Origin of the sequence: Brevundimonas sp. VNH65 (assembly GCF_049445955.1) — a bacterium.
Taxonomy (GTDB): Bacteria; Pseudomonadota; Alphaproteobacteria; order Caulobacterales; family Caulobacteraceae; genus Brevundimonas.
Genome location: NZ_JBMSDX010000008.1, coordinates 57,049 through 78,595, shown reverse-complemented (window position 1 = coordinate 78,595; position 21,547 = coordinate 57,049). Strand labels below are relative to the sequence as shown.

Below are 21,547 nucleotides of genomic sequence, written 5' to 3'. Positions count from 1 at the left end.
GATCTGTGGTGAGAGGCTTTCGGGAACGCAAGGGGCGCAGCGACGGCCCGGAAGTCATCGTGCCCCTGCCCGGCCGGCCCGCCCAGTTCCTGGAGGTCTATCTCGAAGACCCCTACCGGGTCAGTGTGGACGCGGGCGCCGTTTCGCGCGCGCCGGAGGCCGTCGTGGTCGGCGTCGCCTCTCGCCAAAGCACGCGCCTTCTCGTCGGGGGCGTCATCCACACCTTCCATATCGCCTTCCAGCCCGCCGGCTTTCACAGGTTGTTCGGTCTCAACATGAGCGGGGTCGCAGACGCGGGAGCACCGGTCAGGGATCTGGGCCTGCCCGCCGTGGAGGCTCTGGTTGACGTGATCCGACGCGCGCCGGATTTCGAAACGCGCGTCCGCCATTGCGAGGCCTGGCTGAGACTCCGGCTGGCCTCTGCGCCGCCGGAGGACGCCACCGCCCGGCTGGCGCGCGCGATACGTCGAGGCGCGGTGAACGCTTCGGTCGCCAACCTCGCGGCCAGGAGCCGGCTTTCGCCGCGGCAGCTGCAGCGCCGGTTTCGTGAGCAGGTCGGAGTGACGCCCAGGCTCTATGCCCGCACTGTGCGCTTCGAAGCCCTGATCAACGCCCGAATGGCCTCGCCCGCCGCCAGTTGGACCGAGCTCGCGCATCGGTTCGGCTATTTCGACCAGGCGCATCTGTCGCGGGACGCCCATGATTTCATGGGGGCGGCGCCGGGAGAATGGGACCTGACGCTGGTCTGATGTCCGATTTTTACAAGCCCGACTGAATGTTCGGCCGTTAGTCGAAGGCTCCACACAGGAGCCATGACCATGATCCGCCCCCTGGCCGCCGTCGCTATCGGAGTTCTTCTCATGACCGCCTCGCCCGCCATCGGCCAGAACGCAGCGGACACCGCCGCCGTCAGGGCGTTCGCCGCCGAATATGAGGCCGCCTGGGCCGCAAAGGATGGCGGACGCATGTATGAATCGTCCCGGGACGACGTGGAATGGGTCAATATCGTCGGCATGCACTGGCGTGGCCGTGGAGAGGTCGTCGCCGCGCATGACGCCTTCCTGGGCGCCATGTTCCGCAACACGCCGATCACGTTTCAAGACATCGAGAGCGTGCGGCCGATAGGAGAGGATGGCCTGGTCGCGGTGCTGCGCTGGTCGGTAGGCAGTTTCACGACCCCGGGCGGGAACGTGGTGCCGCCGTCCCTCGACCGCATGACCCTGGTGTTCGAGCGGACGTCACAGGGCCTGCGACTGGTGCACGGCGCCAATGTCCAGATCGATCAGGTCGCGACGGCCAATGATCCGGTCCGACGGACCGGGGACTGATCAGACCGCCTGGGCCAGCTCGGGCGTGCGCGTGACCTCGCGCCAGGCGTGAGGGGCGGCCAAGAGGGCGCGGACCAGCAGGTTGTTGACCGCGTGTCCCGCCTTGTAGCCTTCATAACGGCCCAGCAAAGGCGCGCCGAGGACGTAGAGATCGCCGATGGCGTCCAGCGCCTTGTGCCGCACGAACTCGCGCTCCATGCGCAGGCCGCCGGGGTTCAGGATGGCGCCCTGGTCGATGACCACGGCGTTCTCCAGGCTGCCGCCGCGGGCCAGGCCCGCCTGGCGCAAAGCCTGGACCTCATGGGCGAAACCGAAGGTGCGGGCGGCCATGATCTCGTTGCGGAAGGTGTCCTCGTCGACAACGAAGTCGATGACCTGATTGCCGATCACGGCGGCGTCAAAGTCGATCTCGAACCGCATCTCATAGCGATCGCACGGCAACAGGGCCGCGTGTTTGTCGCCGTCCGTCACCCGGATCGGCTCCAGGATCTCGATGTAGCGGATCGGATTGGGCTGACGGCGGAAACCGGCCCGGTCGAGCAGTTGCACGAACGGCAGGGCCGATCCGTCCAGGATCGGCAGTTCCGGCCCGTCCACCTCGACCACGGCGTTCGACACGCCGAGGGCGCAGAAGGCCGCCATCAGGTGCTCGATGGTCGACAGCCGCACCCCGGCGTCGTTCTCGATCATGGTGTTCAGCCGCGCATCCACCACGGCTTCGCCCGACACACGGATGCGGTTGTCGCGATCGGAGATGTCGGTGCGGACGAACACAATGCCGGTTCCCGCCGCAGCCGGTCGGATGGCCAGGCGGACGCGCTGGCCCGTGTGCACGCCCACGCCGGCGCAGATCGCCGGTGCGATGATCGTCTGCTCGCGATGATCGTGGCGTGGGAACAAGGACGGAACTCGCTGCGGGGTCGCCAGCGGGAGCGGCGGACGATGGCAAGTTAGGACCCGACCCGTCTCGCGCAAACGAAACTCGGGTTTCGGATTGTTTCGATCCGATGACGCCGCGATGCAGGCCAAACGAAAGACGCCCCGGCGAACCGGGGCGTCCTGTCAGTCGTCCCTGCGGCGACGATCAGTTGGCGAGCCGCCTAAGAAACGAGGGGATTTCGAGTTCGTCCTCCACCTCCGGCTCCGGAGCGAGACGCGCGCTGGAGGTCTGGCGCATCTCGGGCTGGGCGCGGGCCGGTGACGGATCGACGGCCGGGGCCGAATAGTTGGACGCCGGGCGCTTCTTGCCGAACAGGCTCCACCCGCTGCGACGGTGATCGCGGTCGTGGTGGCCCTGATCCGCAGCCGGCGGCTCGCGATCCATGTACAGATCGGCCTGAACCTCCGGCGCACGCGCCGCAGGCCTTTCGCTGAGCTCGAACTCCTCGACCCAGGGATCGACGATCGGCTGAAGCGTGCGCTCTTCGGCGACGTGGATGATCGGCTCGGGCGCCGGCTCCGGCGTGCGCTCGACCGGAGGTGCGACCGGCGCGGCGGCGTAGGTCGGGGTGGCGGCCGCACGCGCGGGTTCCGGCGTACGAACGGGCTCGGCGGCGCGGATCGGCTCGGACCGCGCGGGCTCGACACGGGGCTCAGCGCGCGGAGTTCCATAGGTCGGCGTCGACGGGCGGCGCGTCTCGAGCGTCGAGCCCAGGGTCGGCTCGATGCGCAGGCCCGCGGACTCGTCCATGCCCGTGGCCACGACCGACACGCGGATCTTGCCTTCCAGCGCAGGATCGAAGGCGGCGCCGAAGATGATGTTGGCGTCGGCGTCCACCTCGGCCGAGATGGCGTTGGCCGCCTCGTCGACTTCCAGCAGGGTCATGTCCAGACCGCCGGTGATGTTGACCAGAACCGCCTTGGCGCCCTTCAGAGAGGTCTCGTCCAGCAGCGGGTTGGCGATGGCGTTCTGGGCCGCCAGCAGAGCGCGGTCCTCGCCCGAGGCCTCGCCCGTGCCCATCATCGCCTTGCCCATCTCGGACATGACGGCGCGAACGTCGGCGAAGTCGAGGTTGATCAGGCCCGGCAGGATCATCAGGTCGGTGATCGAGCGCACGCCCGAGTGCAGCACCTGGTCCGCCATACCGAAGGCGTCGGCGAAGGTCGTCCGTTCGTTGGCGACGCGGAACAGGTTCTGGTTCGGAATGACGATCAGGGTGTCGACGTAGCGCTGCAACTCGGCGATGCCCGCATCGGCCAGACGCATGCGGTGGCGGCCCTCGAAGGTGAAGGGCTTGGTCACCACGCCGACAGTCAGGATGTTCCGGTCCCGCGCGCATTTGGCGATGATCGGCGCCGCGCCGGTGCCGGTGCCGCCGCCCATGCCGGCGGTGATGAAGACCATGTGCGCGCCTTCCAGGTGCGCGTGGATCTCGTCGGCCGATTCCTCGGCGGCGTTCATGCCGACCTCGGGATGGGCGCCGGCGCCCAGACCCTGAGTGATGGTCTCGCCGAGCTGAATGCGGCGATCCGTCTTGGCGAAGCTGAGATGCTGGGCGTCGGTGTTGGCGACGACGAATTCGACGCCCTCAAGACCCGCATCGATCATGTTGTTGACGGCGTTGCCGCCCGCCCCGCCGACGCCGAAGACGACGATCCGAGGCTTCAGTTCCGTGGTTTGCGGACGCACCAGCGAGAGTGACATATGTTTCGACCTTCCGACCCTTTGCCCCCTTTGACCGATGCGAACGTCCCCGCTGATTCGCATTGGTTATGAGCGCGTTAAGGAAACGCTCAAGAGGTTAACGCGTCGTTACCCGATAGCTTGAGTCGCCGCGCTCCCAAGGGACAACCTGCGGCAAAGGTCGATTTTTCAGCGAGCGGACGTTCGCTGAACGCCATCTCCACGCCGCCCCCATGGCGCCGGGCCTCACGGACACAGAAAGGGGCAGCCCTCGCGAGCCGCCCCTGAAGTCTGCGCAGACTGGAAAGGAGGACGCCGAAGCGTCCTCCAGACCCGTGTCTTAGTAACGGTAGTTCAGGCCGATGTTGAACCGGCGACCATAGGGGTCGAAGGTCGAAGCAAAGCCCAGGTAGTTCTGCGGCGTGGCGTCGAAGGCGTTGGTCACACCGACGTTGACGCGCACATTGTCGTTGACGTTGTAGCGCATGCTGAAGTCGTTGCGGTACCAGTTGCCCGTGGTCCACCACTCGACCGGATCGACGTCCAGGTTTCCGGTCGCCACGACGTCGCGATACTTGCGCAGGTCCTGCGAAGCCATCCAGTCGAGGGTCCAGGAGAACGAGAAGGTCTCGTTCGGCACCCAGTTGAAGGTCGAGGTGCCTTCCAGACGCGGGAAGTAGACGCCGGTGGTCGAGTCGGTGAAGAAGTTCGGGTTCGAGATGTCCGAGAAGTTCTTCTGATCGATCAGCCACAGGCCCTGCAGCGCGTAGCTCAGGCTGCCCAGTTCCATGCCGAACAGGGTCAGGTCGTTCCAGCGGTAGCGGACCGAGAAGTCCAGACCGCGGGTTTCCAGAGCGGCGTAGTTGAACGAACCGGTGATGAAGCCACCGATCGGATCACCGCTCGGGGCGCCGACCTTGAAGTCATTGTACGGATCGGCCGACTGGTTCGGGTTGTTCCGGAAGATGACCGCGCAGGCGGCCGCATCCAGGCCCGGACCGGAGACGCAGCGGTTCGACGCAACCTGGGCCGAGACCGAGTTGATGACGTCGTCGATGCGGATCTCATAGTAGTCGAGGATGATCGTCAGATCCGGCACGAACCGCGGCTGGAACACCGTCGAGAAGGTGAAGGATTCCGACGTTTCCGGCAGCAGGAACGGGTTGCCGCCCGTCACGCCGGCGATACCCGACGAATAGGTCGGCAGGTAGGCGTTGGCCGCGAACTGATCCGAGAAGTTGTAGTTCACGCCCTTGGCCGCCGCGAGCGCCGAGCAGTTGGCGATGCGGTTGGCGCGGACCGTGGCCGCATCTTCGCCGGCGAAGTTGGCGATGACACGCGCGTCGCAGGGGTCGACGAAGCCGTTGGCGAACGTCTGCGAATACGGACGGAAGTTCTCGGTCAGGTTCGGCGCACGGAACGAGGTGTTGAAGCTCGTCTTGAACGTGATGTCGCGGATCGGACGGTAGATCAGGTTGACGCCGTAGACGTCGCCCTTGCCGGCCGTGGTGTAGTCGAACTCGCGATACGAACCCGAGATTTCCGCATACTCGCCCAGCCAGCTGTCGCGCAGCAGCGGGATCGACAGTTCGGCGAAGTATTCGTTGGTCTCATAGCCCGCGCCGATGAAGTCGGCGCCGGTGTTGGCCTGCAGGTAGCGGCCGGCGGTCTCGAAGCTGCGGCCGATGCCTTCGGTGTATTCACGACGCCATTCGGCGCCCAGCGACACGCCGATCGCGCCCGCGCCCCAGAAGTCCCACAGGTTGCCGGCGAAGTAGGCGACGGCCTGTTCCTGCTCGTTCTTCTCGAACACGCGGATGTTGGCGCTGACATACTCGAGCGCCTCGGCGCTCTGGTTGCCCATGCCGAACACGTTCAGCGGCACGCAGCCTCCGACTTCCGGATCCGTCATCGGGTTCGGATAGAAGGCGTCGGGGCTGTTCGGGTTCTGGTTGGCGATCGGACGACCCTGGGCCGCCAGCAGCTTGACGCGGCAGACGACTTCGCCCGGACGACCATTGACCACGCCGGCGGTGTCGACGACGGCGTCCATGGCGTGCTGGAAGCGGATGACGTCGTGGCCCGCTTCGCGGTTCACGTTGTTCATCTCGCCGCGCACATAGGACAGGCCCCAGTTCACCGAGTCGATGAACAGGAAGCGGTCGGCCGAACCTTCGATCGCGGCGACATAGCGCTCGATCTCACGGTTGTTCAGCTGGTCGCGCAGGACGTCGAAACCGCGGTGGTTGGCGATCGGGGCCGCAACGGTGCCGCGCACAGTGCCCGGGGCATCCGCCGTAGGCGCATTGTAAGACGTGAACGTGTTGGCGCGGATCGCGGCCGCCACGTTCGCCGGCAGGAAGGCGTTGTCGGTGCGGGTCGTGAAGTTGCCGGTGCCGCCGATCGAACCCGGGGTCAGGCCGGTGTTCAGGCCGCCCAGCGAGGCGTCGACGATCAGGATGTCGAAGAACGAGTGCTGACCGCGGTCATAGGCGTCTTCGGTGGTGAACTTGGCTTCCAGGCTGGCCTTGATGTTGTCGGTCAGGCGGAAGTTCAGGCCGGCCTGATAACGCTGGGCTTCCTGCTCCGGGAACACCGTCTTGTAGTCGAAGGTGGTGTTGTTGGCGTCCTCGCCGTCGCCGCCGATGTTCCACGGACGGTTGGCGCCGGTGTTGCCGATGCGCTGGCCGAAGTTGGCCAGGCGGCCGACCGTGCCGTCATACCAGTAGGTATAGGCCGGATCGACGTTGAAGCAGGCGGAGGCCGTGGAGAAGCTGGTGCAGGACGCCAGCGGCACGTGCGGATTGTTCAGCGCGCTGGGGCGCTGCATGTTGGCCAGGGTGGTCGAACCCCAGAGCGGACGATCCAGACGGCGAGCGTTGAAGAACAGCGCCGTATCATAGGTGCCGTCGGCGGCCGGGCCGATGGCCGAGCTGGACGGATCGGCGTCGACGCCCAGGATGACCGAGCCGTTGCCCAGCCACTCCAGGTCCTGACGCAGGACTTCGTCGGCCTTTTCGTACTCGGCGTGGGCGTACAGGTTCAGACGGTCGTCGAACAGGTTGATGCCGGCCAGGGCCGAGACGCGGCGGGTGACGCGGTCCGAGTTGCCGACCAGCTGGCCGTAGTTGGCGTTGACTTCGAGACCTTCGAAGTCCTTGCGCAGGACGTAGTTGACCACGCCCGAGACGGCGTCGGCGCCGTAAACCGACGACGCGCCGCCGGTGATGATTTCAACGCTTTCCAGCAGCAGACGCGGGATGGTCGAGACGTCGACAGCCAGGCTGCCCGCGGCCGAACCGACGTGACGGCGACCGTCAACCAGGGTCAGGGTGCGGCCCGAACCCAGCGAGCGCAGGTTGGCGAACTCCAGGCCGCCGTCGTTCAGGTTGTTGCCGGTGGTGTCCGACGGAACCAGCGAGTTCGACAGGGCCGGGATGGTGGCCAGGTAGTCGATCACGGTCGGCAGACCGGTTTCGAGCAGCTGCTGGCGCTGGACCTGGATCAGCGGGGTCGGAGCGTTGGTCGGGTCACGACGGATACGCGAACCGGTGACGACGATTTCTTCGACCTGGGTCGCGTCTTCATCCTGCGACGAGGTCGTCTGGGCGAAGGCCGGAGCCGAGGTCATGGCGAGGACGCCGGCGAGTACCGTCGTCCCGAGGAGAGTGGTGCGCTTCAGATGCATTGTGGAGTGGCCCCAACCGTTGAACTGCGAACACGCTCCGAAGGGAGTCGGGGCGCTTCTTGGATGTCGGATTAGAGGATTGTGCGCGACCGGCAACCTTTGCGGCCGGTTTTGGGCCGTTTCCCGACGGTTATGTTACCGCCAAGTCACAGGCGCCCGACGGAAGAGCGACAAATGGGCGCATTTGCCCAACCCGGGAGCCAGAATCCGCCTTTCCGGCCGCGGCGCGCCGGTAATCAAGGCGGTTTCGGGGCGGAAGCACGGCGCGGCGACACAGGGCCGCCGCAATGCGTCAGGTCAGAAGTTCTCGCGGATCCACAGGGCGGCGCGGGCCGCCAGATTGCCGCGGTGGACCTTCGGCGCGTCAGCGGCCGTGATCGGTCGGGACATCAGCTTGCGGGCCGACACCGCCTCGCGCGGGCCATAGGCGGCGCGCAGCAGGACGCCGGCCGGAGCGCAGAAGGCCGGGCCTGCGGCGGCCTCGGCGAGGTGGGGCGCGCGCTGGGGCCGGCCCAGACGCACAGGGCGGTCGAACACCCGCTGGGCCAGCTCGCGCACGCCGTTCAGCTGGCTGGCCCCGCCGGTCAGCACGACGCCGGCGCCGGGGTTAAGCGGCGCGCCCGACGCCTTCAGCCGGTCGCGCAACAGCTCAAGCGTCTCTTCCACGCGCGGCGCGATGACGGTCTTGAGCATGGCGCGCGGCACCACGACCGGATTGGCCGAGGGATCCTCGCCCCGCGCCGGAGCCTCGACCATCTCGCGGTCCTCATTGGGTCCGGCCATAGCCGAGCCGTGCAGGGTCTTCAGCCGCTCCGCCCCGACCTTGGACGTCGATAGCCCGCGCGCGATGTCGGAGGTGACATGGTCCCCGCCCACGGACAGGGATTCGACGTGGACCAGGGAGCCGTCGCTCCACACGGCCGCGCTGGTGACGCCGCCGCCCATTTCGATGCAGAGGCAGCCCAGCTCCATCTCGTCGTCTTCCAGCGCCGCCAGGGACGACACGACGGGCGCTGCGGCCACGCCCTGGAGATCCAGATGGGCCAGCTCGAGGCAATGGCTGAGGGCCGTGAACGCCCCCTCGCTCATGGAGACGATCAACAGGTCCAGACCCAGCGACCGGCCCCGCATGGCGCGCGGGTCGCGCACGCCGCGCGCGCCGTCCACGGACCAGGAAATGGGCAGGACATGGATCGGACGGCGATCCGGCGCCCGCAACTGGGCAAGCGCCATGCCGATGGCGCGGGCCAGGTCGGCGTCGCCGATCGGATTGGCGCCCAGCGACACCGAGGCCTGCACCCGATGGCTCTTCATCTGGCCGATGGCCGTCGTGACGATGACCCCGGAGACCGGGCTGCCGGCCGAGCGTTCGGCCCGCTCCACGGCACGGCCGATGACCTGGGCGGCCTCGTCCATGTTGATGATTGAGCCGCCGCGCACGCCCTGGGACTGCACATGGCCGGCGCCGGCGACCCGGATCGTCCGGTCGGCGTGGCGCACGCCCTCGGGCTTCATGATGAAGCAGGCGACCTTGGACTGGCCGAGGTCCAGGGCCGCAGCCACCGGCGCCCGCGCCACGCGGTTCGGATCGGCCGGAATATCGCCCTTGCGCAGCATGCCACAGTCCTCGTTCAGCCGGCCGGGCGGACGGCGATGGTGTCGACGGCGCGCAGATCGACGCGCGCAAAACCCAGGTCCAGCAGCCGCTCGCGCTGGTCCAGGGCGTCCAGCCGGATCAGGGCCGATTCCTGAGCGACGGCCGGCAGCTGGATCAGGCTGCCGTCCCTGAGCCGCAGATCCCAGCGGCGCTCATCCACCCGCACCAGGGCGTCCACGCGCCCCATCAGGGAAGGACGCTGCGCCAGAAGCGGCAGGATGGCGGCGGCGGCCTCGGCGGCGCCCTTGCCGACGATCAGCGGCAGTTTGGGATAGCGACCGGGATCAGCGCCCTCGATGATCTGGCCCTGGCTGTCGATGACGTGCGCCTGTCCGCCCACCTGCCAGACGGCAAGGCGATCATGCTCGGTCACCTCGACGATCAGGGTGTCGGGCAACAGGCGGACGACGCGGGCCTCCTTGACCCAGCTGACCCCGGAGACCTGAGCCTGAAGAGCGTTCAGGTCCAGGCTGGTGATCGGCTGACCGGCGTAAAGGTCCATGGCGGCGCGGATCGCGGGCGTCGCCTCGGGCGAGGCGCCGGTAATGTGCACCCGCTTCAGGGTCAGACCCATGCCCCCGGCCATCGCGCCCATGCCGCCGCTGATCGAGGCGCCGATGCGCTCCGCCCGCGCGCCGGTGGCCAGCACCACCCCGAGCACGCCCAGGCCGGCGATCATGCAGATGACCACCCCCCGGGGCGACAGATCCATCTTGCCCAGCGCGGCGAACTTGCCCGGAACGCCGCCGGCCGAGCCGCCGCGTCCGCCCTGGCGTCCGCCGCCCTGCGCTCGGCCGCCCTGGCCCTTGCCGCCGCGCGCGGGCGCGCGAGGGGCCGGCGTCGACTGTCGCCGACCGCCGCGAACTACCGCGGGCATGTGGCGTCCTCCACCATCCAACGAACCAGTTCCGGATAACTCAGACCGACATAGGCGGCCTGCTCGGGAACGAGCGAGGTCGGGGTCATGCCGGGCTGGGTGTTGACCTCCAGCAGAACCAGATCGTCCTTAACATCGTCATAACGGAAGTCGGTCCTGGAAACCCCTCGGCAACCCATGGCGACATGCGCCGCCTCGGCCTGGCGCAGCGCGGCCTCGAACACCTCGGGCGGCAGGACGGCCGGCAGCACATGCACCGAACCGCCCGGCGCATATTTGGCCTCATAGTCATAGAAGCCCTTCACCGGCGTGATGTCGGTCACCGTCAGGGCGCGCGGACCCGACGCCTCGCCCAGCACGGTCACGGCAAGCTCCTTGCCGGGTATGAAGGGCTCGACCATCACCAGATCGCCATAGGTCCAGCCGTCGGCCCCCACCTCCGTCGCGAAATCGTTCGACCCCTCGCGCACCAGATAGACCCCGACCGAAGACCCCTCGGCGTTCGGCTTGACCACATAGGGCGGGTCGATGACGTGGCGGCGCGCGACCTCATGCCGGTCGAACAGGCCGCCGCCCGGCACCTTCAGGCCCGCGGCCTTCAGCACCGCCTTGGACTTGTCCTTGTCCATCGCCAGGGCCGAGGCCAGGACGCCCGAGTGGGTGTAGGGGATGGCCAGGGTCTCCAGCACGCCCTGGACGCAGCCGTCCTCGCCCCAGTCGCCGTGCAGGGCGTTGAAGACGACGTCCGGCTTCAGTCCCGCCAGCACCTGGGCCAGGTCGCGGCCGGCGTCCACGCGCGTGACCCTGAACCCGGCCGTCTCCAGCGCCTCGGCGCAGCCCTTTCCGGAGCTGAGGGAAACCTCCCGCTCCGAGGACAGTCCGCCCATCAGGACGGCGACATGGGTTTCTGAGGGCGCGCGGGACATGGGGATCTCGAAGAGAGACGACGGCTTCGAGATGCGGTGCCCATGCTTAACAGGCCGTCAACCTTCGCCCGTCCCGCGAGGGATAATTTGGGTCAGGCCGGGCGCCCGATCCGCTTGATCTCCCAGTCCAGCTGAACGCCGGTCTTCTTCAGGACGTCGGCGCGCACCGCCTCGCCCAGCCCCTCGATGTCGGCGGCCGTGGCCTCGCCCGGATTGATCATGAAGTTGGAATGCAGCTCGCTGAACATCGCCCCGCCCCCGGTCACCGCGTGCAGCCTGCCGCGCCAGCCGGCCTCATCGACCAGCTTCCACGACGAATGGCCAGGCGGATTCTTGAAGGTCGACCCCCCGGTCTTCTCGCGGATCGGCTGGGTGGTTTCGCGACGGCTGGTGATCTCGTCCATCCGCGCCTGCACGGCCGCCGGATCGTCGGGCGTGCCGCGATAGATCGCCTCGACCCAGATGATGTCCGCCGGCGCCTCGGAATGACGGTAGGTGTAGCCGAAGTCGGACAGGGCGTAGTCGACCCTCTCGCCTCGCCGGTTCAGGCCCCACGCCGAAACCAGCACATCCCTGGTCTCGGAGCCGTAGCAGCCCGCATTCATGGTCAGGGCGCCGCCGACGGCGCCCGGAATGCCCGCATAGAACTCCAGCCCGGCGATGCCCGCCCTGGCCGCCGCCCGCGCCACCATGCTGTCCAGCGCGCCCGCTCCGGCCGTGACCGTGACGCCGTCGGTCGTCACTTGCCCCCAGGCCCGACCCGCAAGTCGAATGACCACGCCCTCGACCCCGCCGTCGCGCACGATGACGTTGGAGCCGACACCCAGCACCGTCACGGGGACGGAGGGGTCCAGCGCCTTCAGGAAGTCGGCCAGATCATCGGGGTCGGCCGGAATGAACAGCACCTCGGCGTACCCGCCCACGCGAAACCAGGTGAAGGGCGCCAGAGGCTCATCCCGCAGCAGCTTGCCGCGGACGTGGGGAAGTTCGGTGTGGGTCATGCGGCTTCGATATCGGTTTGGGCGAAGTCTTCGCCCTTGTAGAGCAGGGGCGCGTTGGCGTGACGCGCACAGGCATAGGCGAAACAGTCGCCGAAGTTGAGCGCGGCCGGGTGGAGCCCCTTGCCGAAGCGCGCGTGGGCGGCGATGGCGTCGTGGCGGATTTCCGGTGGGATGGCTTGAACTTCTATACTGAAAGCCTTGAGGAAAGTCTCGACGGCGGCCTCGGTTTCGAGGACGTCCAACCCCAGCCGACGCGCCACGGCGCAGACGGTTTCCCACACCGCCATCGGCGAAGTGGTTCTATGCGGATAGACTTCCATGCGCGCGTAAAGGGAGTGCGCGTCGTTTTCGTCGCTCAGCATCGCCGTGAGCGCCGAAGCGTCCAGGAACATCAGTCGTCCTCATAGAGGCTGTCGATCCATGCCTTGTCCACCGGTCTGGCTTCCGCCGGATTTCCCCGCGCGATCAAGGCGCGGGTGAAGGCGAGACCGCGTTCGACAAATTCTGACGGCGTCTCGACCTGATCCAGTTCACGACGAAGCGCGCGCCGAACCGCCTCGGTCTTGCTGACCCCATTGAGGCGGCTCAGTTGTTCGGCCATCCGGTCGACTTCAGGGTCTTTTACGTACAGAGGCATCACGCCCTCGCAGGGATATACCGACACAGTAAAGTATATACCTGTCCAAAGGCAGGCAAGCGGGCTGGCGCCGAAAGGAGCAGCGGAACCCGCAGAAGCGGCCTGCGGACCCCAGGATCACCCCGCGCCAGCCGACCGGAAGGTCACCCAGGAGTCTTCGTCGCCGATATGGGCCACCACCTCGATTTCAACGTCGTAGGTCTCCTTGATCCATCGCTTCCAGACCCAACCGATGGCTTCCGCCGAAGCCTGTGCAGCAGCGAGATCGCCGGCCTCGACGGCTTCAGCGCAGAGCCCAATGGAGTTGATCTGCGCTTCTGCGTCGGCGACAGCCGAGGCCCCACCTCCAAACCGGGCCATATCGAACATCTCATCGACGGTGGTCTTGTCGAAATTCGCTTCGACGAACAGACCGCCACGATAGCTGATCAGCTCCGGAAACATGTGTCGGTAGTTGATGAAGGCGTCGTTGATCCCTGTGCTCAGATAGGGGCCGTCCTCCAGATCCTGAGGTCCCTGAGCGTAAAGGGCCTTCATCAGGCCCACGCTGTCGGGATGTTGGGTCACCCCAGCGCCTCCAGCTGGGCCGGCAGGGCGTAGGCCCAGCTGGTGATGTCGCCGGCGCCGAGCAGGACGACCAGATCCCCTGCCCTGGCCTCATCCTTGATCAGGCGCGGCAGGACGGCGGCGTTTTCCAGCGCCTGAACCTGTCGGTGGCCGTAGCGGCGCACGCCTTCGACCAGAGCATGTTTGTCGACGCCTTCGATCGGCTGTTCGCCCGCCGGATAGACGTCCGCCACCACTACCGAATCCGCATCGGAAAAGGCGGTCGAAAACTCGTCTATCAGGTCGCGCAGCCGGGTGTAGCGGTGCGGCTGGACCACGGCGATGACCCGGCCCGAACCCTCGGCGGTCTGGACCACCTGGCGCGCGGCCTTCAGCACGGCGGCGATCTCGACCGGATGGTGGCCGTAGTCGTCGATGATGCGGACCCCGCCGACCACGCCCGTGGTGGTGAAGCGCCGCTTGACCCCGCCGAAACCGGCCAGGCCCGTCTTGATCGCCTCGTCAGCGACGTCCAACTCGCGGGCCACGGCGATGGCGGCCAGGGCGTTGGCGACATTGTGCCCCCCGGCCATGGGCAGATGCAGGCCCTCGATCCGCGTGGTCTCTCCATTCTGGATCACCACGTCGAACCGACAGCCGTCCGGCCCCATGACCACATTGTCCGCCCGCACCATGGCCTGCGGGTTCAGCCCATAGGTCACCAGACGCCGGTTATCGACGCCGGCCACCAGCCGCTGCACCTCCGGGTGATCCAGACAGACGGCGGCGAAGCCGTAGAAGGGGATGTTCTCGACGAAATCCACGAACGCCTGACGCACCCGGTCGAAATCGCCGTAGTGGTCCAGGTGCTCCGGATCAATGTTGGTGACGATGGCGACAGTCGACTTCAGGCGCAGGAAGCTGCCGTCCGATTCATCCGCCTCGACGACGATCCAGTCGCCGTCGCCGACTTTCGCATTGGTGCCGTAGGCGTTGATGATGCCGCCGTTGACCACCGTCGGGTCCAGCCCCGCCGCGTCCAGCAGACAGGCGACCATCGAGGTCGTCGTCGTCTTCCCGTGGGTGCCGCCAACGGCGATCGAAAACTGAAGCCGCATCAGTTCGGCCAGCATCTCGGCCCGCCGGACCAGGGGGATGCGCCGCTCGCGCGCGGCTTTCATCTCCGGGTTCTCGGCCTTGACCGCCGTGGAATAGACGACGGCCGAGACGCCCTCGCTCACGTGGGCGGCGTCATGGCCGACGAAGATGCGGGCGCCCAGCTTCTCCAGCCGTTCGGTGTTGGCGCTGGCCTTGGCGTCGGACCCCTGCACCGAATAGCCGATCTTGAGCATGATCTCGGCGATGCCGCTCATGCCGATGCCGCCGATGCCGACGAAATGAACGGGACCGAGGTCGAACGGAACGGGGCGAAGGCGTGCGATCATCGAGGCGTCATAGCGGGGCTTTCGGACGATTGCACCCGTTCCCCTGGCCGGCGGTGGGGACATCGTCAGAAACCGTGGGTTCTATCGAGGCCTCTGAAGCCGGAGGCTGCGCCGACAAGTCTCGGAGGAAGCCCATGACCCATTCCAAGCCGCGCCTGCTGTCCGCGATCGCCGTGGCCGCCGCCCTCGCTTCGCCCGTCCTGGCCCAGTCGTCCGCCGCCGAGCGCAACCTCGTCTATATGGGCAAGAGCTCGACCATGGTCGTGATGGTCTCCGATCTTCCGGCGACCCCGGCCACGGGTCAGCACACCATCTGGGTCTGGCATTTCGGCGGGGCCGACCATGCACGCTCCAACGCCACCGGTCCGTTCGGTCGCGCGGTGCGCATGACCGTCGATTGCGCCGACCGCACCACAATCAATCGGGCCTCGGAACAGTTCAACGGCACGGCCTTCGTCAACCGCACGCCGCTGACCGAGGTGGCCACCTGGTCGACCCATGCGGCGGACACCCTGGGTGTGTTGCCGGTCAAGGCGGTGTGTGATCCTGCGCCCGCCACGCCTCGCCCGACCTATGCCGACCTGGCCGCCGCCCGCGCCTATGCCGACCTGCGCCTGAAGCCCGCGCCGTGATGCTCGGATCGATCATTCTATCGGCGGCGATCATCGCCGGCGCCGCCGACAGCCCATCCGCAACGTCAGAAGCAGACGAGCAACTGAGGCTAGTGCACGCCGACGAATTCTCCATCGTCTTCATGCCGGAACAGCACGCCTTTCCACGCATGCAAGCCTCGCCCGTCGATGTCCGCACGGTCACGATCTTCGAAACCCCCGCCCTGCTGGGCCAGGTGTCTGAATGGGACGTCCGCATCAGCGAGACCCGGATCGATTGCCAGGCCGGGCTGATCGGCGATCGCGCTCACCGGATCTTCCTGGGCGAGACGCCGGTGGACGAAACGACCCCGCCCTTCAGGATGCAGCGCCCGAATGGGCCCGAGAAAGCCGCCATACTGGCCTATGCCTGCCACCCCACGCCGGCGTCGGCCGACATCCTGGTCGACGACATCCCTGCGGCGCGGGCCTGGGCCGCGGACGCCTATCTGAGGATACGCGCGTCGCAGCGCTGACGACGAAACCTCGTCGCAGGCTCGCCCATAAACGACGCCTTAACCACAAGGATTCAGGATTCGGTCTCCAGTTTCCGCGGGGCCGTTTCCATGTCCGAACTCCTGACCGACGTCGTTCTCCGCGGCGACTGCATCGAGCGCCTGCGCGGACTGCCGGACGCCTCGGTGGACATGGTTTTCGCCGACCCGCCCTATAATCTTCAGCTGGGCGGCGACTTGTTGCGGCCGGACAATTCCAAGGTCGACGCCGTCGACGACGACTGGGACAAGTTCGGCAGTTTCTCCGAATACGACGCCTTCACCCGCGCCTGGTTGAGGGAATGCCGCCGGGTGCTGAAGCCCGAAGGTTCGATCTGGGTGATCGGCAGCTACCACAACGTCTTCCGCCTGGGATCGGCGATCCAGGATCTGGGCTTCTGGGTGCTGAACGACATCATCTGGCGCAAGTCCAACCCGATGCCGAACTTCAAGGGCACGCGCTTCACCAACGCCCATGAGACCCTGATCTGGGCCGCCCGCTCGCGCGACCAGAAGCGCTACACCTTCAACTACGACGCGCTGAAGGCCTTCAACGAAGACACCCAGATGCGCTCCGACTGGACCTTCGCCCTGTGCACCGGCGATGAACGGCTCAAGGACGCCGAAGGCAAGAAGGCCCATCCGACCCAGAAGCCCGAGGCCCTGCTGCACAGGGTGCTGATGGCGGCGACCAAGCCGGGCGACGTCGTTCTGGATCCCTTCTTCGGCACCGGGACCACCGGAGCCGCCGCACGGCGCCTGGGCCGCAAGTTCATCGGCATCGAGCGCGACGAGACCTATGCCGACCTTGCCGAGGCCCGCATCGCCGCCGTGATCCCGGCCGATCCCGAAGACCTGAAGGTCATGGGCTCCAGGAAGCAGGAACCCAAGGTGCCCTTCGGCGCCCTGGTCGAGGCCGGCCTGCTGCGGCCCGGCGACAGCCTTTATACGCCCGACGGCGAGCGCGAGGCCCGCGTCCGCGCCGACGGCAGCCTGATCCACGGCGCCCTGACCGGCTCGATCCACAAGCTGGGCGCCCTGATGGACAACGCCCCGGCCTGCAACGGCTGGACCTATTGGCGGTTCAAGACCGACCAGGGCATGAAGCCCATCGACGCCCTGCGCGCCGAAATCCGCGCGGGGATGCAGTAGACGCGCGCAGCGACGCCAGCTTTGCCTTAAGCAACCGAAAAATATAGAAAACTGCCGAATTCCGGCGGAACCTTCGCACCTGCGAAATCATTGCGACTCTGGCTCGATGAGGGGCCGGAGCAACGCCATGAAAATCGCCCAGGTCACCCCGCTGTACGAGGCCGTTCCGCCGAAGCTGTATGGGGGCACCGAGCGGGTCGTGGCCCATCTGACCGACGCTCTGGTCGATCTGGGGCATGAGGTCACTCTTTTCGCCAGCGCCGACGCACGGACCCGCGCGCGCCTGATCCCCGTTCGCGACCAGGCGATCCGGCTGGATCCCGCGCCGCTGAAGTCCGATCTGGCCGCTCACATGTCCATGCTGGACCGGGTGATGGAGCGGATCGACGACTTCGACATCGTCCACTTCCACACCGACATGATCCACTTCCCGATCTTCCGGCCCTGGGCCGACAAGACGGTGACGACGCTGCATGGGCGGCTGGACATGAAGGACCTGCCCGAAGTCTATCGCCGTTGGCCGGACTTCGGCCTGGTGTCGATATCGGACGATCAGCGACGCCCCCTGCCCTTCGCCAACTGGAAGGCGACGGTGCATCACGGCATGCCGTCCGACCTCTATCGTTTCTCGCCCCGGTCGGAGGGCTACCTGGCCTTCCTCGGCCGCATCTCGCCGGAGAAGCGTCCGGACCGGGCCATCGAGATCGCCACCCGTCTGGGGCGCAGGCTGAAGATCGCGGCCAAGGTCGACGCCGCCGACAAGCTCTACTGGGAGGACGTCATCCGACCGATGGTCGAAGGCAATCCCCTGATCGAGTTCGTCGGCGAAATCGGCGACGCCCGGAAGTCGGATTTCCTGGGCGGGGCCGACGCCCTGCTGTTCCCCATCGACTGGCCCGAGCCCTTCGGTCTGGTGATGATCGAGGCCATGGCCTGCGGCACGCCCGTGGTCGCCTTCCGCTGCGGCTCGACGGCCGAGATCATCGAGGACGGCGCGACCGGTTTCCTGGTCGATGACATGGAGGCGGCGATTGCGGCGACCGCCCGCATCGGCGACCTGGACCGCGAGGCGATCCGCGCGCGGTTCGAACTGCGCTTCTCGTCCACAGCGATGGCGCGACGCTATCTCGACGTCTACGGCGACCTGCTGGCGCGGCGGCCCTATGCGGAAACGCCCCTGGCCGATGTCGTGCGCCGGCTGTCTCCGCCGGAGGAAGACCGCAGCTTCGCCGTCGCCCTCTGAAACCCATCGCACCGTCGGCCATTTGTCATGAAGGCGACCGAGGGTCGCCGCATTCGGGTGGAACGCTCGCCCTGAACCTGAACCAAGCGGGGCTAGGCCATGGACGACAGCTATTCGGTCCAGACGACCGCCGCAGAGGCCACGGAGACCGGCGGCCTGGACATGCTGCAGGCGCTGAAGGACAGCGACCTGTTTCTGGTCGCCGACGGCTGGGGCGACCTGAAGAACGGGCCGGACGGCTTGTTCGCATCGGACACCCGGCTGCTGTCGCGCCTGGTGATGACCGTCGGAGGAGTGCGGCCGTCCCGGCTGAGTTCCGCCGTGTCGCGCGACAACGTCTTCTTCACCGCCCATCTGACCAACCGCCCGCTGCCGCCGATGGGCGGGCGCTCCGCGCCGGCCGGCGTCATCCATATCGAGCGCCGGCGCTTTCTGTGGCAGGGACGGATGTTCGAGCGCGTCCTGTCGGCCAACCACGGCGTCGAGGACGTGCTGCTGCCCCTGGCGTTCGAGTTCGGGGCCGATTTCGCCGACATCTTCGAGGTGCGCGGCACGCGGCGCGAGCGGCGGGGCGAACTGCGCGCGCCGGTGTGCGACGGCCGCCGTGTCGCCTTCAGCTATCTCGGGCTCGACGGCGTGGAACGCGCCAGCTGCCTGTCGTTTTCCGAGCCGCCCGCACGGCTCAACGGACGCCGGGCGGAGTTCATGCTCAGCCTGCCGGCCGGACGCAGGGTCGAACTGTTCCTGGAATGCGGCGCCGACGCCTGCGAGGCGCCCGACCCGGGGAGATGGCGCAGGATGATGCTGGAGGCCCGACTGGCCATGCGCCGCAAGCGGCGGGCCGGCGCCTCCCTGCGCTCGCCGCACAATCCACTGTTCAACCAGTGGCTGGACCAGTCGCGCGCCGACATGGCCCTGCTGACGACCGATCTGCCGACGGGCCCCTATCCCTACGCCGGCACGCCCTGGTTCTCGACGCCGTTCGGACGGGACGGGATCATCGCCGCCTGGCAGATGCTGTGGCTGGATCCGTCGCTGGCGCGCGGGGTCCTGACCTATCTGGCCGGCCGTCAGGCGACCGACAGCGAGCCGTTCCGCGACAGTCGCCCCGGCAAGATCATGCACGAGACCCGCGGCGGCGAGATGAGCGCGTTGGGCGAAGTGCCGTTCGGCCTCTACTACGGCGGCGTCGACACCACCTGTCTGTTCGTGGCCCTGGCGGGCGCCTATGCGAGACGCACCGGAGACCACGCCCTGATCCGCCGCCTGTGGCCTCAGCTGGTCGCGGCGGCGGACTGGATGATCGACTATGGCGACTCCAACGGCGACGGACTGATCGACTATCAGCGCGCCGCCGAAACGGGTCTGTCCAACCAGGGCTGGAAGGATTCGGAGGACTCGATCTTTCACGCGGACGGCCGCTTCCCGAAAGGCCCTGTCGCCCTGCTGGAGGTTCAGGGCTACGCCTACGCCGCCTGGATGGCGATGTGCGAAATGGGCGCCGCCATCGGCGACGCGCGCGCCCAGGCGTGGGAGGAACGCGCCCACGAGCTCCGTTTCCTGGTCGAGGACCGGTTCTGGATGGAAGACGAGGGCTTCTACGCCGTCGCGCTGGACGGCGATGGCAGGCCGTGCGAGGCCGTGGCGTCCAACGCCGGCCACCTGCTGTTTTCGGGTCTGCCGACCGCGGCGCGTGCGGATGCGGTGACCCGGCGGTTGCTGACGGCCGAGTTCCGCAGCGGCTGGGGACTGCGCACCCTCGCCGTCGGCCAGGCCCGCTACAACCCCATGAGCTACCACAATGGCTCGGTCTGGCCGCACGACACGGCCATGGCCGTCGCCGGCATGGCGCGGTACGGCCGCCGGGACGCCGCTGCTCTGATCCTGGGCGAAATCCATTCGGCCGCCAGTCACTTCCACATGCGCCTGCCCGAGCTTTTCTGCGGCTTTGAGCGGCGATCGGGCGAGCCGCCGATCGCCTATCCGGTGGCCTGTCTGCCTCAGGCCTGGGCGGCGGGGTCGGTATTCATGATGCTGCAGGCGGCCCTGGGGGTGTCGATCGACGCGGCGGCGCGCACCGTGTCGGTGGACAGCCCGGTCCTGCCCGCCGGGGTTGAGCGACTGTCGCTCTCGCGTCTGTCGGTCGGCGACGCGTCCGTGACCCTCGACTTCGTGAGGCTGGGCGACCAGGTCGCCGTGACGCCTCGCGAGCGACGCGGCGACCTCAGGATCGTGACGACGCGATAAGGGCCTTGGCGAAGACGGTGGGCAGGGCGTCGATCGCCGCCGCCTGATCCGTCCAGACCCAGTCGCCGCCTTCGGCCCGGCCCACGCGCACCGACAGGGTCAGGGCGAAATGGGTGAAGACGTGGTCGACCGTCCCGGCGTCCGACCACCGGGCGGCGACGGGAGGGGTCTCATCCGGCGCATCGGACCAGTCCGAGGTGGGAAGGCCCAGCATGCCGCCCAGCAACCCCTTCTCCGGCCGCCGCTCCAGCGCCACCCGCCCCTCGCCGTCGATCATGACCCAGACGACGCCGCGCCGCCGGGGGCGCTCGGCCTTGGCGACCTTGAAGGGAAAACGGGCGGGATCCCCGGAGGCCAGCGCCGCGCAGGCGAAGGCGACGGGACACCGATCACACGACGGCGACCGGGGCCGGCAGATCGTCGCGCCGAGGTCCATCAGGGCCTGGGCCCAGTCGCCGGGCCGGTCGTCGCTCACGAACCGGGCGGCCAGACGACGCAGCTCCGGCCGCGCCGCCGGCAGCGGCGTTTCGACCGCGAAAAGACGCGCCATGACCCGCTCGACATTGCCGTCCACCACGTTCGCGGCCTGGCAGAAGGCGATGGCGGCGACGGCCGCCGCCGTATAGGGCCCGATCCCCGGCAGGGCGCGCAGACCGTCCTCGGTGTCGGGAAAAACGCCGCCGTGGTCGTCCGCCACGGCCCGCGCGCCCTTCAGCATGTTGCGCGCCCGGGCGTAGTAGCCCAGCCCCGCCCATGCGGCCATGACGTCCGCATCCTCGGCGGCGGCGAGGTCAGAGACCTTTGGCCAGCGCGCCGTGAACGCCGCATAGTAGGGCGCTGCGTGGACCGTCGTGGTCTGCTGCAGCATCACTTCCGACAGCCAGACACGATAGGGATCGGGCCTGCCTGCCTCGCCTGGGCCGCTCCGCCAGGGCAGGACGCGCGCGTGGACGTCATACCAGGCCAGCAGCGCCTGGCGGACGCGGTTGACGGGGAAGGCGGGATCCATGTTTCCCAGATAGTCGGCCGGCCT

At 67.7% G+C, this 21,547-nt stretch carries 19 protein-coding genes; 7 read left to right on the top strand and 12 right to left on the bottom strand.

Going from position 1 to position 21,547, the window contains the following annotated elements; all coding sequences use genetic code 11:
- Nucleotides 1-59: 59 nt before the first annotated feature.
- Entirely contained in the window at nt 60-749 is a 690-nt protein-coding gene (locus tag ACO2Q1_RS12905; protein WP_423329879.1) for a helix-turn-helix domain-containing protein, read from the top strand.
- Between the two features lie 69 nt (nt 750-818).
- A complete protein-coding gene (locus ACO2Q1_RS12900; protein WP_423329878.1) occupies nt 819-1,328 on the top strand; it encodes an SgcJ/EcaC family oxidoreductase in 510 nt (169 codons plus the stop codon).
- On the opposite strand, the gene lpxC is transcribed toward ACO2Q1_RS12900, so the two are convergent.
- The 11 genes from lpxC to murC all read right to left on the bottom strand — a co-directional run bounded on the left by lpxC (nt 1,329) and on the right by murC (nt 14,728).
- On the bottom strand, nt 1,329-2,228 hold the full coding sequence (lpxC, locus tag ACO2Q1_RS12895; protein WP_423329877.1) for a UDP-3-O-acyl-N-acetylglucosamine deacetylase: 900 nt from the start codon (nt 2,226-2,228) through the stop codon (nt 1,329-1,331).
- A 184-nt stretch (nt 2,229-2,412) separates the two neighbouring features.
- The gene (ftsZ, locus tag ACO2Q1_RS12890) at nt 2,413-3,972 is read right to left on the bottom strand and encodes a cell division protein FtsZ (RefSeq protein WP_423329876.1); all 1,560 of its coding nucleotides are present in this window, start codon (nt 3,970-3,972) and stop codon (nt 2,413-2,415) included.
- Nucleotides 3,973-4,291: 319 nt separating this feature from the next.
- The gene (locus ACO2Q1_RS12885) at nt 4,292-7,582 is read right to left on the bottom strand and encodes a TonB-dependent receptor domain-containing protein (RefSeq protein WP_423329875.1); all 3,291 of its coding nucleotides are present in this window, start codon (nt 7,580-7,582) and stop codon (nt 4,292-4,294) included.
- Nucleotides 7,583-7,936: 354 nt separating this feature from the next.
- Nucleotides 7,937-9,256, bottom strand: a complete 1,320-nt coding sequence (ftsA, locus tag ACO2Q1_RS12880) for a cell division protein FtsA (protein ID WP_423329874.1) — start codon at nt 9,254-9,256, stop codon at nt 7,937-7,939.
- A gap of 14 nt (nt 9,257-9,270) precedes the next feature.
- Entirely contained in the window at nt 9,271-10,173 is a 903-nt protein-coding gene (locus tag ACO2Q1_RS12875; RefSeq protein ID WP_423329873.1) for a cell division protein FtsQ/DivIB, read from the bottom strand.
- Nucleotides 10,161-11,099 carry a D-alanine--D-alanine ligase gene (locus tag ACO2Q1_RS12870; RefSeq protein WP_423329872.1) on the bottom strand — a complete coding sequence of 313 codons (939 nt, stop codon included), beginning with the start codon at nt 11,097-11,099 and terminating at the stop codon, nt 10,161-10,163. The genes ACO2Q1_RS12875 and ACO2Q1_RS12870 overlap by 13 nt, the downstream gene beginning before the upstream one ends.
- Nucleotides 11,100-11,191: 92 nt before the next feature.
- Complete coding sequence (murB, locus tag ACO2Q1_RS12865) at nt 11,192-12,100, bottom strand: UDP-N-acetylmuramate dehydrogenase (RefSeq protein ID WP_423329871.1); 909 nt, start codon at nt 12,098-12,100, stop codon at nt 11,192-11,194.
- Nucleotides 12,097-12,492 carry a type II toxin-antitoxin system VapC family toxin gene (locus ACO2Q1_RS12860; RefSeq protein ID WP_423329870.1) on the bottom strand — a complete coding sequence of 132 codons (396 nt, stop codon included), beginning with the start codon at nt 12,490-12,492 and terminating at the stop codon, nt 12,097-12,099. Before ACO2Q1_RS12860 ends, murB begins: the two co-directional genes overlap by 4 nt.
- Nucleotides 12,492-12,737: a type II toxin-antitoxin system VapB family antitoxin gene (locus tag ACO2Q1_RS12855; protein WP_423329869.1), complete on the bottom strand. Its 246-nt coding sequence runs from the start codon at nt 12,735-12,737 to the stop codon at nt 12,492-12,494. Before ACO2Q1_RS12855 ends, ACO2Q1_RS12860 begins: the two co-directional genes overlap by 1 nt.
- Before the next feature lie 117 nt (nt 12,738-12,854).
- The gene (locus tag ACO2Q1_RS12850) at nt 12,855-13,304 is read right to left on the bottom strand and encodes a hypothetical protein (RefSeq protein ID WP_423329868.1); all 450 of its coding nucleotides are present in this window, start codon (nt 13,302-13,304) and stop codon (nt 12,855-12,857) included.
- The gene (gene murC, locus ACO2Q1_RS12845; RefSeq protein WP_423329867.1) at nt 13,301-14,728 is read right to left on the bottom strand and encodes a UDP-N-acetylmuramate--L-alanine ligase; all 1,428 of its coding nucleotides are present in this window, start codon (nt 14,726-14,728) and stop codon (nt 13,301-13,303) included. The genes ACO2Q1_RS12850 and murC overlap by 4 nt, the downstream gene beginning before the upstream one ends.
- Nucleotides 14,729-14,862: 134 nt before the next feature.
- On the opposite strand from murC, the gene ACO2Q1_RS12840 reads away from it, so the two are divergent.
- The 5 genes from ACO2Q1_RS12840 to ACO2Q1_RS12820 all read left to right on the top strand — a co-directional run bounded on the left by ACO2Q1_RS12840 (nt 14,863) and on the right by ACO2Q1_RS12820 (nt 20,514).
- Nucleotides 14,863-15,360, top strand: a complete 498-nt coding sequence (locus ACO2Q1_RS12840) for a hypothetical protein (RefSeq protein WP_423329866.1) — start codon at nt 14,863-14,865, stop codon at nt 15,358-15,360.
- A complete protein-coding gene (locus ACO2Q1_RS12835) occupies nt 15,360-15,854 on the top strand; it encodes a hypothetical protein (RefSeq protein WP_423329865.1) in 495 nt (164 codons plus the stop codon). The genes ACO2Q1_RS12840 and ACO2Q1_RS12835 overlap by 1 nt, the downstream gene beginning before the upstream one ends.
- Nucleotides 15,855-15,944: 90 nt before the next feature.
- Nucleotides 15,945-17,024 carry a site-specific DNA-methyltransferase gene (locus ACO2Q1_RS12830; protein WP_423329864.1) on the top strand — a complete coding sequence of 360 codons (1,080 nt, stop codon included), beginning with the start codon at nt 15,945-15,947 and terminating at the stop codon, nt 17,022-17,024.
- A gap of 127 nt (nt 17,025-17,151) precedes the next feature.
- The gene (locus tag ACO2Q1_RS12825) at nt 17,152-18,267 is read left to right on the top strand and encodes a glycosyltransferase family 4 protein (RefSeq protein ID WP_423329863.1); all 1,116 of its coding nucleotides are present in this window, start codon (nt 17,152-17,154) and stop codon (nt 18,265-18,267) included.
- A 99-nt stretch (nt 18,268-18,366) separates the two neighbouring features.
- Entirely contained in the window at nt 18,367-20,514 is a 2,148-nt protein-coding gene (locus tag ACO2Q1_RS12820) for a glycogen debranching N-terminal domain-containing protein (RefSeq protein ID WP_423329862.1), read from the top strand.
- Here the strand turns inward: ACO2Q1_RS12820 and mutY are convergent.
- Nucleotides 20,492-21,523 carry an A/G-specific adenine glycosylase gene (gene mutY, locus ACO2Q1_RS12815; RefSeq protein ID WP_423329981.1) on the bottom strand — a complete coding sequence of 344 codons (1,032 nt, stop codon included), beginning with the start codon at nt 21,521-21,523 and terminating at the stop codon, nt 20,492-20,494. The genes ACO2Q1_RS12820 and mutY overlap by 23 nt on opposite strands.
- Nucleotides 21,524-21,547: the final 24 nt, after the last annotated feature.

Bases quoted from the DNA above. Each gene is read 5' to 3' on its own strand.
- ACO2Q1_RS12900 (WP_423329878.1), top strand. From the start codon at position 819: ATGATCCGCCCCCTGGCCGCCGTCGCTATCGGAGTTCTTCTCATGACC.
- ftsZ (WP_423329876.1), bottom strand. From the start codon at position 3,972: ATGTCACTCTCGCTGGTGCGTCCGCAAACCACGGAACTGAAGCCTCGG.
- ACO2Q1_RS12885 (WP_423329875.1), bottom strand. From the start codon at position 7,582: ATGACCTCGGCTCCGGCCTTCGCCCAGACGACCTCGTCGCAGGATGAA.
- ftsA (WP_423329874.1), bottom strand. From the start codon at position 9,256: ATGCTGCGCAAGGGCGATATTCCGGCCGATCCGAACCGCGTGGCGCGG.
- ACO2Q1_RS12875 (WP_423329873.1), bottom strand. From the start codon at position 10,173: ATGCCCGCGGTAGTTCGCGGCGGTCGGCGACAGTCGACGCCGGCCCCT.
- ACO2Q1_RS12870 (WP_423329872.1), bottom strand. From the start codon at position 11,099: ATGTCCCGCGCGCCCTCAGAAACCCATGTCGCCGTCCTGATGGGCGGA.
- murB (WP_423329871.1), bottom strand. From the start codon at position 12,100: ATGACCCACACCGAACTTCCCCACGTCCGCGGCAAGCTGCTGCGGGAT.
- ACO2Q1_RS12860 (WP_423329870.1), bottom strand. From the start codon at position 12,492: ATGTTCCTGGACGCTTCGGCGCTCACGGCGATGCTGAGCGACGAAAAC.
- ACO2Q1_RS12855 (WP_423329869.1), bottom strand. From the start codon at position 12,737: ATGCCTCTGTACGTAAAAGACCCTGAAGTCGACCGGATGGCCGAACAA.
- murC (WP_423329867.1), bottom strand. From the start codon at position 14,728: ATGATCGCACGCCTTCGCCCCGTTCCGTTCGACCTCGGTCCCGTTCAT.
- ACO2Q1_RS12840 (WP_423329866.1), top strand. From the start codon at position 14,863: ATGACCCATTCCAAGCCGCGCCTGCTGTCCGCGATCGCCGTGGCCGCC.
- ACO2Q1_RS12835 (WP_423329865.1), top strand. From the start codon at position 15,360: ATGCTCGGATCGATCATTCTATCGGCGGCGATCATCGCCGGCGCCGCC.
- ACO2Q1_RS12830 (WP_423329864.1), top strand. From the start codon at position 15,945: ATGTCCGAACTCCTGACCGACGTCGTTCTCCGCGGCGACTGCATCGAG.
- ACO2Q1_RS12825 (WP_423329863.1), top strand. From the start codon at position 17,152: ATGAAAATCGCCCAGGTCACCCCGCTGTACGAGGCCGTTCCGCCGAAG.
- ACO2Q1_RS12820 (WP_423329862.1), top strand. From the start codon at position 18,367: ATGGACGACAGCTATTCGGTCCAGACGACCGCCGCAGAGGCCACGGAG.
- mutY (WP_423329981.1), bottom strand. From the start codon at position 21,523: ATGGATCCCGCCTTCCCCGTCAACCGCGTCCGCCAGGCGCTGCTGGCC.